Annotated in this window: 12 protein-coding genes; 9 read left to right on the top strand and 3 right to left on the bottom strand. The window is 70.7% G+C overall.

All coding sequences use genetic code 11. The features are described from left to right. Positions 1-3: 3 nt before the first annotated feature. Positions 4-1,848, bottom strand: coding sequence for an HSP90 family protein (locus M8J73_RS29420; protein ID WP_249829284.1), 1,845 nt, complete (start codon positions 1,846-1,848; stop codon positions 4-6). Positions 1,849-2,048: 200 nt separating this feature from the next. Here M8J73_RS29420 and recG point away from each other — a divergent pair, with 200 nt between their 5' ends. From recG to mutM, 8 genes are all read left to right on the top strand, one after another. After that, the gene (gene recG, locus M8J73_RS29415) at positions 2,049-4,262 is read left to right on the top strand and encodes an ATP-dependent DNA helicase RecG (RefSeq protein WP_249829283.1); all 2,214 of its coding nucleotides are present in this window, start codon (positions 2,049-2,051) and stop codon (positions 4,260-4,262) included. A 109-nt stretch (positions 4,263-4,371) separates the two neighbouring features. Next, complete coding sequence (rsmD, locus tag M8J73_RS29410; protein WP_274757674.1) at positions 4,372-5,004, top strand: 16S rRNA (guanine(966)-N(2))-methyltransferase RsmD; 633 nt, start codon at positions 4,372-4,374, stop codon at positions 5,002-5,004. Between the two features lie 26 nt (positions 5,005-5,030). Next, entirely contained in the window at positions 5,031-5,510 is a 480-nt protein-coding gene (coaD, locus tag M8J73_RS29405) for a pantetheine-phosphate adenylyltransferase (protein WP_055512574.1), read from the top strand. Positions 5,511-5,673: 163 nt separating this feature from the next. Then, the gene (locus tag M8J73_RS29400) at positions 5,674-6,786 is read left to right on the top strand and encodes a F0F1 ATP synthase subunit B (RefSeq protein WP_206187974.1); all 1,113 of its coding nucleotides are present in this window, start codon (positions 5,674-5,676) and stop codon (positions 6,784-6,786) included. Positions 6,787-6,935: 149 nt separating this feature from the next. Beyond that, positions 6,936-7,580, top strand: coding sequence for a YceD family protein (locus M8J73_RS29395; protein WP_055541360.1), 645 nt, complete (start codon positions 6,936-6,938; stop codon positions 7,578-7,580). A 2-nt stretch (positions 7,581-7,582) separates the two neighbouring features. Next, on the top strand, positions 7,583-7,756 hold the full coding sequence (rpmF, locus tag M8J73_RS29390) for a 50S ribosomal protein L32 (RefSeq protein ID WP_003951102.1): 174 nt from the start codon (positions 7,583-7,585) through the stop codon (positions 7,754-7,756). Between the two features lie 19 nt (positions 7,757-7,775). Next, positions 7,776-8,618: a ribonuclease III gene (gene rnc / locus M8J73_RS29385; RefSeq protein ID WP_055541361.1), complete on the top strand. Its 843-nt coding sequence runs from the start codon at positions 7,776-7,778 to the stop codon at positions 8,616-8,618. Between the two features lie 246 nt (positions 8,619-8,864). Beyond that, entirely contained in the window at positions 8,865-9,725 is an 861-nt protein-coding gene (gene mutM, locus M8J73_RS29380; RefSeq protein ID WP_055541362.1) for a bifunctional DNA-formamidopyrimidine glycosylase/DNA-(apurinic or apyrimidinic site) lyase, read from the top strand. On the opposite strand, the gene M8J73_RS29375 is transcribed toward mutM, so the two are convergent. Together M8J73_RS29375 and M8J73_RS29370 are read right to left on the bottom strand one after the other, a co-directional pair. Further along, positions 9,698-10,138, bottom strand: a complete 441-nt coding sequence (locus M8J73_RS29375) for a winged helix-turn-helix transcriptional regulator (protein WP_079055106.1) — start codon at positions 10,136-10,138, stop codon at positions 9,698-9,700. The genes mutM and M8J73_RS29375 overlap by 28 nt on opposite strands. A gap of 115 nt (positions 10,139-10,253) precedes the next feature. Continuing rightward, entirely contained in the window at positions 10,254-11,219 is a 966-nt protein-coding gene (locus M8J73_RS29370; protein ID WP_055541363.1) for a CAP domain-containing protein, read from the bottom strand. A gap of 191 nt (positions 11,220-11,410) precedes the next feature. Here M8J73_RS29370 and M8J73_RS29365 point away from each other — a divergent pair, with 191 nt between their 5' ends. Beyond that, a complete protein-coding gene (locus M8J73_RS29365) occupies positions 11,411-11,692 on the top strand; it encodes an acylphosphatase (protein WP_055541364.1) in 282 nt (93 codons plus the stop codon). The last annotated feature ends 162 nt before the right edge of the window (positions 11,693-11,854 follow it).

Below are 11,854 nucleotides of genomic sequence, written 5' to 3'. Positions count from 1 at the left end.
CCCTCACGGTCGGCCGCCCTCCCCGGGCCCGGTCTCGCTGTGCGTGGCCCACTCCAGGAGGCCTATGAAGGCACGGTTCAGGAGCGCCGAGTCCGCCGGCCTGAGCGGTCGCTGCGCCATCAGCAGGGCCTGCCCGTACAGCGACTCGGTGGCGGTCCCGATCAGCTCGGGATCGCGCAGGGCACCGATCCGCCGGATGAGCGGGTTGAGGTGGTTCAGCACCAGCCGTGCGCGCGGGGCAGTGCCGCGCAGCGAGCCGAGGATGCCCGCCCACAGGTCGTCGGCCTGCTCCTCGGCCTCCGCGCGGGCCTGCTCGTGCCGGGAGGAACGGTCGTCCAGGTGCAGCGCGGGCACCGACAGCGGATGGAACGCCCGCAGAACGACATCGCAGCCCAGGGGGTCGAGCTTCGCCCGCGCGGCCGACAGGAAGCCCGCCAGCGCCAGCTCCTCGTCCGGGTCGGGCGCGTCCAGATGAGCGGTCACCGTGTCGGCGTCCAACTCGGCGACCATCGTGCCCGGGCGCACCGACGGCAGCGCCTCGACCAGCTCGCTGTCGTACGTGTAACCGCCGTTGATCACCCCGACGCCCTGCGCGGAGGCGATCGGCGCGACCTGGCGGTACTCCTCCACCGTCCGCGTGAAGTGCACCACCGGGTGCCGCTGCGCGAACTCCTCCAGGGACAGCCGTCCGTCGGTCGTCTCGAAGGGCAGCCACGGCAGCATCGTGCGCAGCATCTCCTTGTCGTGCCGCGCCAGGGACTTCACCCCCAGGTAGTGCACCGACAGGAAGGCCGCGAGCCGCTCCGGATCACCCGCGGCGAGACCGGTCAGCCACCCGCGGATCCGCTCGCCCAGCGCCTCCCGGACGGCCGCGAGGGTCTCGTCCTCGTACAGCGACTCGCGGGACGCCGTGGGCCGCAGACTGTCCGTGTCGAGCACACAGCGCACGAAGAACGCCCACTCCGGCAGCAGCTGTTCGGCCCGCTCCGTGAGCAGCATGCCCTTCAGATGCACCCGGTGGCCCACCCGCTGCGCCGGGCTGACCGCGGACGGCAGCACGTACGCCACGCCCCGCACCCCGGCCAGCGGCACGTCCAGCTCGATCGCGTCCAACGGGGTGAACCCGAACAGGTCGTGGCAGTGCCGCGCGAGGGCCACCCGCCGGGTGGCGGGGGAGGGGTACGGGCGGTCCCAGGGCGCCGGCAGATCCGTGACGGCCTCCTCGCCGACCCGGACGTCGTACGGCAGCAGCGAGCCGAAGTCCCGCGCCAGCGACAGCACGCGCGCGTGCGAGAGCCATTCCGCCGCGCCCGGCCGCGCGACCAGATGCACGGTCGTCCCCGGCTCGGGGCGCGCCTCGTCCGGCAGCGTCCGCACCGTGTACGAGCCGTCGTCGGTCGCCGTCCACTCCACGGGCGCCGCGTCGGGCGTGCGGGCGCTGCGGCTGACGACCCGGATGCGCTCGGCGACCACGAAGCACGCCAGCAACCCGATGCCGAACTGCCCGAGGAAGTCCGAGCGGACCTCCTGCAGCCCGTCGGCCCGCTTGGAGCTGCGGCCGATCGTCGCGAGGAGACTGTGCACGTCGGACTCGGTGAGTCCCACGCCGGAGTCCTCCACCCGCAGCGCGGCGCCCTCGGCGAACAGCCGCACCCGGGCGGGCGCGTCGGGCTCCTCGGCCCGCCGCGCGGTGATCGCGTCCACCGCGTTCTGCAGCAGCTCGCGCAGGTAGACCTTCGGACTGGAATAGAGGTGGTGCGAGAGCAGATCCACCAGGCCACGCAAATCGACCTGGAACGTGTGAGGTGACTGTGGAGTCTGGGATGCCTGGGATGACTGTGAGGTCATTGAGTCCATCGTCGCAGCGCCGGTGGGGTGGGGTCGGGCGACGGCGCGGGGTAGGGCGGTCCCACGTGACGGCGACCGCGGACGGGAGGCGGCAGGGGCCTTCGCTAGAGGCCCGGGAGTGCGCCATCCTAGGCGCGAACGACCCGCCTGACCAGCGGATTTCAAGGACGTATACGGGATTGTCAGTGCCGTGGTGTGCAATGGATCTCGTGCCCGCGCTCGAAGAACCGCTCAAGAACACGCTCGGCGCCGCCACCGCGAAGGTGATGGCCGAGCACCTCGGCCTGCACACCGTCGGAGACCTGCTGCACCACTATCCCCGCAGGTACGAGGAGCGCGGGCAGCTCACCCACCTCGCCGACCTGCCCATGGACGAGCACGTCACGGTGGTCGCCCAGGTCGCCGACGCCCGCCTGCACACCTTCGCCTCCGCCAAGGCCCCCCGGGGCAAGGGCCAGCGCCTCGAAGTCACCATCACCGACGGCAGCGGCCGCCTCCAGCTGGTCTTCTTCGGCAACGGCGTGCACAAACCCCACAAGGAGCTCCTCCCCGGCACCCGTGCCCTCTTCGCCGGCAAGGTCTCCGTCTTCAACCGCCGCCTCCAGCTGGCCCACCCCGCGTACGAACTGCTGCGCGGCGAAGACGTGTCGGAGACGGTCGACAGCTGGGCCGGCGCCCTCATCCCGATCTACCCGGCCACCGCCAAGCTGGAGTCCTGGAAGATCGCCAAGGCGGTGCAGACGGTTCTGCCGAGCGCCCAGGAAGCCGTGGACCCGCTCCCCGACGCCCTGCGCGCGGGCCGGGGCCTGGTCCCCCTCCCCGAGGCCCTGCTGAAGATCCACCGCCCCCACACCAAGGCGGACATCGAGGGCGCCCGGGACCGTCTCAAGTGGGACGAGGCCTTCGTCCTCCAGGTCGCCCTCGCCCGCCGTCGGCACACCGACGCCCAACTCCCCGCCGTGGCCCGCCGCCCCACCCCGGACGGCCTCCTCACCGCCTTCGACGCACGCCTCCCGTTCACCCTCACCGAGGGCCAGCAGAAGGTCTCCAAGGAGATCTTCGACGACCTCGCCAAGGAACACCCGATGCACCGCCTGCTCCAGGGAGAGGTGGGTTCCGGGAAGACAATGGTGGCCCTGCGCGCCATGCTCGCCGTGGTGGACGCCGGTGGGCAGGCGGCCATGCTCGCGCCGACCGAGGTGCTCGCCCAGCAGCACCACCGGTCGGTCACGGAGATGATGGGCGAGCTCGCGGAGGGCGGCATGCTGGGCGGCGCCGAGCACGCCACCAAGGTGGTGCTGCTCACCGGCTCGATGGGCGCGGCGGCCCGCCGTCAGGCGCTCCTCGACCTGGTCACCGGCGAGGCCGGCATCGTCATCGGCACCCATGCACTGATCGAGGACAAGGTGCAGTTCCACGACCTGGGCCTGGTCGTCGTCGACGAACAGCACCGCTTCGGCGTGGAGCAGCGCGACGCCCTGCGGGGCAAGGGCAAGCAGCCGCCGCACCTCCTCGTCATGACGGCCACCCCCATCCCGCGCACGGTCGCCATGACCGTCTTCGGTGACCTGGAGACCTCGGTCCTCGACCAACTGCCCGCGGGCCGCTCGCCGATCGCCAGCCATGTCGTCCCCGCCGCCGACAAGCCGCACTTCCTCGCCCGCGCCTGGGAGCGGGTCCGCGAGGAGGTGGAGAACGGCCACCAGGCGTATGTCGTCTGCCCCCGCATCGGCGACGACATCGACGAACACACGGGCACGGGGAAGAGCAAGAAGTCCCCGGAGGACGAGGCCGAGAAGCGTCCGCCGCTCGCCGTCCTCGACATCGCCGACCAGCTCACCCAGGGCCCTCTGCGCGACCTCCAGGTCGAGGTCCTGCACGGCCGTATGCACCCGGACGACAAGGACGCGGTCATGCGCCGCTTCGCCGCCGGTGAGACCAAGGTCCTGGTGGCGACCACGGTCATCGAGGTCGGCGTCAACGTCCCGAACGCCACGGCGATGGTCATCATGGACGCCGACCGCTTCGGCGTCTCCCAGCTCCACCAGCTCCGTGGCCGCGTCGGCCGGGGTTCCGCCCCCGGCCTCTGCCTCCTCGTCACGGAGATGCCCGAGGCCAGCCCCGCCCGCCAGCGCCTGGGTGCCGTCGCCTCCACCCTCGACGGCTTCGAGCTCTCCCGTATCGACCTCGAACAGCGCCGCGAGGGCGACGTGCTCGGCCAGGCCCAGTCCGGCGCCCGCACCAGCCTGCGCATGCTCACCGTCATCGACGACGAGGAGATCATCGCGGAGGCGAGGGAGGAGGCGGCGTCGGTGGTGGCCGCCGACCCGGACCTGGAGTCCTTCCCGGGCCTGAGAACGGCCCTGGACGCCCTCCTGGACGAGGAGAGGGAGCAGTACCTGGAGAAGGGCTGAGGGGAGGGCCGCACGGGCGAGGCTGACGACAGGGCCGCAGGGCAGGGCCGGTTGCAGCTGTGGCCTCACCCTCACCCCACACCGAGGGCAGGCGCCCCTGCCTCCCGGCCTGACAGACTGGAGTCGTAGCCGCCCCCTCCTCCAAGGACCCAAGATGACCCGCGTGATCGCCGGCGCCGCCGGCGGACGCCGCCTGGCCGTCCCGCCAGGGAACGGCACCCGCCCCACCTCCGATCGCGCACGCGAGGGCCTCTTCTCCACCTGGCAGGCCCTCCTCGGCGGCCCCCTCGACGGCGAACGCGTCCTCGACCTCTACGCCGGCTCCGGAGCCGTGGGCCTGGAGGCCCTCTCCCGCGGCGCGGCCCACACCCTCCTCGTCGAGGCCGACGCCCGCGCGGTCCGGACGGTCCGCGACAACGTCAGAGCGCTCGGCCTCCCCGGCGCCGAGGTGAGGTCGGGCAAAGCGGAACAGATCATCCAGGGCCCGGCGCCCCAGGAGCCGTACGACATCGTCTTCCTGGACCCTCCGTACGCCGTCCCGGACGACGATCTTCGGGAGATCCTGCTCACACTCCGTACGGGAGGCTGGCTCGCTGAGGAAGCGCTCGTCACCGTGGAGCGCAGCACCAGAGGCGGTGACTTCGCCTGGCCGACCGGTTTCGAAGCGCTCCGGGCCCGTCGTTACGGCGAGGGAACGTTTTGGTACGGTCGCGCCGCCTCTACGTGCGAAGACGCACGATGACCGGACCGGAGAGCGAGGGATCCCAAGTGCGCCGCGCCGTCTGTCCCGGGTCGTTCGACCCCATCACCAATGGACACCTCGACATCATTGGCCGCGCCTCCAAGCTGTACGACGAGGTCTATGTCGCGGTGATGATCAACAAGTCGAAGAAGGGCCTGTTCGAGGTGGAGGAGCGGATCGACCTCATCCGCGAGGTCACCGCCGAGTACGCGAACGTACGGGTCGAGGCCTTCCACGGTCTCCTCGTCGACTTCTGCAAGCAGCGCGACATCCCCGCCATCGTCAAGGGCCTCCGCGCCGTCAGCGACTTCGACTACGAGCTGCAGATGGCCCAGATGAACATCGGTCTCTCAGGCATCGAGACCCTCTTCGTCCCCACCAACCCCACCTACAGCTTCTTGTCGTCCTCCCTGGTCAAGGAGGTCGCCACCTGGGGCGGAGACGTCTCCCACCTGGTGCCCCCCGTCGTCCTCGAAGCCCTGACCGAACGCCTGCGCCGCGACTAGGGCGCCTTGCCGCGGGGGCCCTGTCGCGGGGCCCGCGCGGGACCGGTCGCGCCACCCGGTGTCCGCGCCACCCGGTGTCCGGTGGTCCTCCACTGGCCGTACAGTCGATCCGACCGTCTCCAACACAGCTGTAGAGAGTGGCGAGCACACGGTGGACCACACGGTGGACGTGCAGAAGAAGCTCGACGAGATCGTCTCGGTGGTCTCCGGCGCCCGATCCATGCCCATGTCGGCCTCATGCGTGGTCAACCGCGCCGAACTGCTCTCGCTGCTCGATGAGCTGCGCGCGGCCCTGCCCGACTCCCTCGCCCAGGCCCAGGAGTTGATCGGGGACCGCGACCACATGGTCGAGCGGGCCCGCCAGGAGGCCGAGCGGATCATCGAGTCGGCCCACGCCGAGCGCGGCTCCCTGATCTCCGACACCGAGGTCGCCCGCCGCTCCCAGAACGAGGCCGACCGCATCCTCACCGAGGCCCGCCAGGAGGCCGAGGACATCCGCGCCGAGGCCGACGACTACGTCGACTCCAAGCTCGCCAACTTCGAGGTCGTCCTCACCAAGACCCTCGGCTCGGTCGGCCGCGGCCGCGAGAAGCTCCTCGGCACCGGCCCCGGCCTGGACGAGCAGGGCTACGAGGACGAGGACGCCCCCGAGCGCAGCCACGACCCCGAGACCCTCCGCCGCGACGCGGACGCCTACGTGGACGCCAAGCTCGGCGCCTTCGAGGCCGTCCTCGCCAAGACCCTGGAGGCCGTCGGCCGCGGCCGCCAGAAGCTCCACGGCCGGATCGCCACCGACGACCTCGGCGCCCTCGCCCTGAACGACGACGGCACCTCCCCGAGGCCCACCAGCGACGCCGACTACCTGGCCGAGCTGGCCGCCTTCTCCCAGAACCCGGCCGACCGGTCCCGTGAGGTCCCGGAGCAGTCGCCCTACGCCCCGCAGCAGGACGCCTACGGGGCGACGGCCTACCACCAGGACCAGTACGGCGGCTACCAGCAGCAGTACGCCCAGCCCCAGCAGGCGGCGGACCCCTACGGGTACCAGCAGGCCGACCCGTACGCCGTGGGCTACCCGCAGCAGCCCTCGTACGACCCGAACCAGCAGCACCTGGACCAGCAGCACCTGGACCAGCAGCAGCTGGATCAGCAGCACCAGGACCAGCAGGGTCACCAGGGGTACGCGCAGCCCCCGGCGAACGCGCTCGACGAGACGAGTCTCTTCGACACCACGATGATCACCGCGGAGCAGTTGCGGCGCTACGAGCAGGGCCGCTGACAGCGGATTGGGCCGATAGCGAAAGGTCCAGTATCCTGGCTGTTCGGTCGCGCGTGCGTTCATGCTGTCCGCAGAAGACGCCCGCGATCGTGCGCTGCCCGGAACACCGGGGCCGCGCCCTCCCCCGGATTCGAAGATCGAAAGTTGACATGGCTCTGAACGCCCGTCTCGACCACCGCAACCCCCTCGTGTTCGACACGCACGAGCTGGGCCGGCGGCCGGGTGCGATGCAGCGCCTGACGCGTTCGGTCGACGCTCCCAAGGATCTGGGGATCAAGAGCGTCATCGGAGTGCCGGAAGGCGCCCCGGTGGAACTCGAACTCCGCCTGGAGTCGGTCATGGAAGGGGTGCTCGTCACAGGCACCGCCCGTGCCAAGGCCCAGGGGGAGTGCGTAAGGTGTCTGGAGCCGCTGGAGCTGGAGCTCGAAGCGGACTTCCAGGAGATGTTCTCGTACCCCGACGCCGACGAGCGGGGCCGCGTGATCGCGGAGCCCGACACCGACGCCGAGGACGACGAGGACAGGCTCTTCCTCGAGGACGGCCTGTTCGACCTCGAGCCCGTGCTGCGGGACGCGGTGGTGCTCGCACTGCCGATGCAGCCGGTGTGCCAGGACGACTGCCCCGGCCTGTGCTCCGAATGTGGAGCGCGGCTCGCGGACGACCCGGACCACCACCATGACGCCGTCGACATCCGTTGGGCGGCACTGCAGGGACTCGCCGGTTCACTCGAAGATGGCGAGAAGGACGAGATGAGCGGCGCCGAACCTGGCGTCGACGAGAAGCAGGAGAAGTAGCCGTGGCTGTTCCGAAGCGGAAGATGTCGCGCAGCAACACGCGCCACCGCCGGTCGCAGTGGAAGGCTGCGGTCCCCACCCTGGTTGCGTGCGAGCGCTGCCACGAGCCCAAGCAGCAGCACATCGCGTGCCCGTCTTGCGGCACCTACAACAAGCGCCAGGTCCTCGAGGTCTGAGCGGCTGGTGAGAGGCTCCATGTCTGACGCCAAGGCGGACACCAACGCCAAGAAAAAGGCGGACACCACAGCCTCGTCCCACACGCTTCTGGAAGGGCGGCTCGGCTACAAGCTCGAGTCCGCCCTTCTGGTGCGCGCACTCACCCACCGTTCGTACGCGTACGAGAACGGCGGTCTGCCCACCAACGAGCGGCTGGAGTTCCTCGGTGACTCCGTCCTCGGCCTCGTGGTCACGGACACGCTGTACCGCACCCACCCCGACCTGCCCGAAGGCCAGCTGGCCAAGTTGCGGGCCGCGGTGGTCAACTCTCGTGCGCTGGCGGAGGTGGGCCGTGGGCTCGACCTCGGCTCCTTCATCCGGCTCGGCCGCGGTGAAGAGGGCACAGGCGGCCGGGACAAGGCGTCCATCCTCGCCGACACCCTCGAAGCGGTGATCGGTGCGGTCTATCTCGACCAGGGACTGGACTCGGCGGCGGAGCTGGTGCACCGCCTGTTCGACCCGCTGATCGAGAAGTCCTCGAATCTCGGTGCCGGCCTGGACTGGAAGACCAGTCTCCAGGAGCTCACCGCGACCGAGGGGCTCGGTGTACCCGAGTACCTGGTCACGGAGACCGGCCCCGACCACGAGAAGACCTTCACCGCTGCCGCCCGCGTCGGAGGCGTCTCGTACGGCACCGGCACCGGCCGCAGCAAGAAGGAAGCGGAGCAACAGGCGGCCGAGTCCGCCTGGCGTGCGATCCGCGCCGCGGCGGACGAGCGGGCGAAGGCGGCGGCGGAGGCGACGCAGGCCGCGGAGGCCGCGGAGGCCGCCGCGCGGGCCGCCGAGACCGAGGGCGCGCCCTCGGACGCCGCGTCGGCCTGACTGTTCGGTGCCCCCTCTTCGGGGGCTGCCGCCCCCGTACCCCCGCTGGGGGTGAGGGGGCGGCTTCCGTACGTCGTCGGGCGCGACCCGTCTTTCGGCTGGTCGCACAGTTCCCCGCGTCCCTGAAAGCGTCGGGTGCCCCATGGTTTTCAGGGGCGCGGCGAACTGCGCGAGCGACCACAACGCACCCGCAGCCACTCCACGACAACAACCCACCCTCTCTCGGCTCACCCTCCGGAGGACCCCGTGCCAGAACTGCCCGAGGTCGAGGTCGTCCGGCGGGGACTGCAGCGGTGGGTCGCCCAGCGCACCGTCGCCGACGTCGAGGTGCTGCACCCGCGGGCGATCCGGCGGCATCTGGCCGGCCCGGAAGACTTCGCGCACCGGCTCAAAGGGCACCGCATTGGTGAGCCGAGCCGGCGCGGCAAGTATCTGTGGCTGCCCGTGGCGGACACCGGGACCGCCGTCCTCGCCCACCTCGGCATGAGCGGCCAACTGCTCGTACAGCCGCACGACGCGGCCGACGAGAAGCACCTGAGGATCCGGGTCCGCTTCGCGGACGACCTGGGGACCGAACTCCGCTTCGTCGACCAACGCACCTTCGGCGGCCTGTCGTTGCACGACACCACCCCCGACGGTCTGCCGGACGTCATCGCGCACATCGCCCGCGACCCCCTGGACCCGCTGTTCGACGCGGAGGCGTTCCACCAGGCGCTGCGCCGCAGGCGCACCACCATCAAACGGGCCCTGCTCGACCAGTCGTTGATCAGCGGGGTCGGCAACATCTACGCCGACGAGGCGCTGTGGCGCGCGCGGATCCACTACGAACGCCCGACCGCCGGTTTCACCCGCCCCCGCACCACCGAACTCCTCGGCCACGTACGGGACGTGATGAACGCGGCCCTCTCGGTGGGCGGCACGAGCTTCGACAGCCTCTACGTCAACGTCAATGGCGAGTCGGGGTACTTCGACCGCTCACTGGACGCGTACGGGCGCGAGGGGCTGCCCTGCCGCCGCTGTGCCACACCGATGCGGCGGCGGCCCTGGATGAACCGCTCCAGCTACTTCTGCCCGACGTGTCAGCGGGCTCCGCGGGCCTCGTCGTAGCGCGCCCGCGCCCGCAGCACGTCCTCCATGCGCTCCTCCACGCAGACGATGAGGGAGAGCAGCCGCTCGGAGACCTCGTGGCCGAGCGGAGTGAGGGTGTAGTCGACACGCGGCGGGTTCGTGGGCTGGGCCTCACGGTGGACCAGCCCGTCGCGCTCCAGCGCGTGCAGGGTCTGGGAGAGCATCTTCTCGCTGACGCCGTCGACGCGCCGCCGCAGCTCGTTGAAGCGCAGCGACCCCTCGTGCAGCGCGCCCAGCGTGAGCGCACCCCAGCGGCCGGTGACGTGCTCCAGGGTGCCCCGGGAGGGACAGTTCCTGGCGAAGACGTCGAAAGCCAGGTCGTCGAAGTCCCGGTCGTCCGCGTCCGCGCAGGCCTGCGCGGGTGTCACGGCGGTCTGCGCGGCTGATTCCATACCCCGAGAATACTCCGAAGCAGCGCTAACCATAAGGTTGCACTAACTCATGGTTAGCGCTTGCTCGACCTGTGGAGGCGTGAGGCGGGGCCCGGAAGGCGCTCGCAGGGTTGGTTCAGTAACCGAAATCCTGGGTCCACCACGGGCCGCCGTCGCCCAGGTGCACACCCACGCCCAGCGTCTTGAAGTCGCAGTTCAGTATGTTCGCGCGGTGGCCGGGGCTGTTCATCCAGGCCTCCATGACCGCCTCGGCGGTGGCCTGGCCGCGGGCTATGTTCTCGCCGCCGAGGCCGGTGATCCCGAGGGCGGCGGCACGGTCCCAGGGGTCCTTGCCGTCGGGGTCGGTGTGGTCGAAGAAGCTGCGCAGGGCCATGTCCTCGCTGAACACCTCGGCCAGCTTCGCCAGCGCGCTGTCCGCCGCGACCGGGTCACAGCCTGCCTTCGCCCGCTCCTCGTTCACCAGTTGGAGGACGGCCGCCTCGGCCTGGGTCGCCGCGGAGATCTGCCCCGGAGGAGTGGTCTTCTCCTCCTTCTGCTTCGGGGGCTTGGCGGACGGCTCCTTGGTCTTCTTGGAGCCCGAGTCCTTCTCCGGCTTCTTCTCGGGCTTCTCGGACGGCGTCTTCGACGGGGCCGGCGTCCCCGACGGGGAGGCCTCGCGCTCGGCGTCGCGGCTCGTGGACTGGTCCTCGCGCTGCTGCGCGGCTCCGTCCGTGCCGCCCTGCTGGGCGGGCGCGCCCGTGGGCGACCCGGCGGGCACCACGGCGTCGGGGCTGCTGCCACCGCTGACGGTGTACTTGTCGCCGCCCGGCAGGACCCCGGTCGCCACCGCGGCGGTGCCTATCGCGACGGCCGCGGAGACGCCGAGCAGACCCGTCTTCACGGGCGTCACGGCCTTCTTCTTACGACGACGCGAACCGCCTCCGCGCGACGCGGCCTGGGCGTCGGCCTCGAGGAACTCGGCGAACCCGTACAGGTTCTCGGGCCCGTAGTGCGGCTCCTCGGCGGCGAAGCCCGTGTTCGTGACCCCGGTGGCGCGGCCCCTGGCGGCGCGGCCGGCGGCGGAGCGTCGGTGGCGTCCCATGTTCTGGCCTTCCTCGTCCTTGCGGTGTCCCTACGTCAACGTTGGGGGGTGCTGTCAACGTTGTGATCGTCGTCTTCACGAATCCCACACGAAGGAGTGAGTTTCATATGAGATTCATTGGGTGGGGACGGTACAGCATGGCGCCAGGGGAGGGTGAGACCCAGGAGACATTGGCCCGTTAGCGTGCACTCATGAGCGAGGATGTGCGACTGGTCGCGTGGGTGCGCGGACGGGTACAAGGTGTGGGTTTCCGCTGGTTCACCCGGGCCAGGGCCCTGGAGATCGGGGGCCTGAGTGGTTTTGCTCTCAATTTGGCCGACGGACGGGTGCAGGTGGTCGCCGAGGGCTCCCGGAGAGCGTGTCAAGGGCTGTTGGAGTGGCTCCAGAGTGACGACACGCCCGGGCGCGTGGACGGCGTCACCGAGATCTGGGACACACCCCGCGGTGGCTACGACGGCTTCGCCATCCGTTGACGCCGGCCGCGAGGCGAGGCGGGCGAGAGGGGCAAGGTGAGCCACCGGCATATGCCAGGTGCATGTACAGAACAGAAATGTGCAGGTGGTTGCCAAGAAGGTGCCGTCATGGCAAGCTCCGCGACAAGGATGATCCCCCTCGCCCTCACGGCCAGGAGAGGC

Source organism: Streptomyces neyagawaensis (assembly GCF_023516595.1).
Taxonomy (GTDB): domain Bacteria; phylum Actinomycetota; class Actinomycetes; order Streptomycetales; family Streptomycetaceae; genus Streptomyces; species Streptomyces neyagawaensis.
Note: the sequence above shows the minus strand (reverse complement) of the source record. Positions and strands in the feature narration are given on the sequence as shown.

Coding starts and splice junctions, on each gene's coding strand:
- rnc (WP_055541361.1), top strand. CDS start 7,776: ATGTCTGACGCCAAGGCGGACACCAACGCCAAGAAAAAGGCGGACACC.
- M8J73_RS29370 (WP_055541363.1), bottom strand. CDS start 11,219: ATGGGACGCCACCGACGCTCCGCCGCCGGCCGCGCCGCCAGGGGCCGC.
- M8J73_RS29375 (WP_079055106.1), bottom strand. CDS start 10,138: ATGGAATCAGCCGCGCAGACCGCCGTGACACCCGCGCAGGCCTGCGCG.
- M8J73_RS29365 (WP_055541364.1), top strand. CDS start 11,411: ATGAGCGAGGATGTGCGACTGGTCGCGTGGGTGCGCGGACGGGTACAA.
- recG (WP_249829283.1), top strand. CDS start 2,049: ATGGATCTCGTGCCCGCGCTCGAAGAACCGCTCAAGAACACGCTCGGC.
- M8J73_RS29395 (WP_055541360.1), top strand. CDS start 6,936: ATGGCTCTGAACGCCCGTCTCGACCACCGCAACCCCCTCGTGTTCGAC.
- M8J73_RS29420 (WP_249829284.1), bottom strand. CDS start 1,848: ATGACCTCACAGTCATCCCAGGCATCCCAGACTCCACAGTCACCTCAC.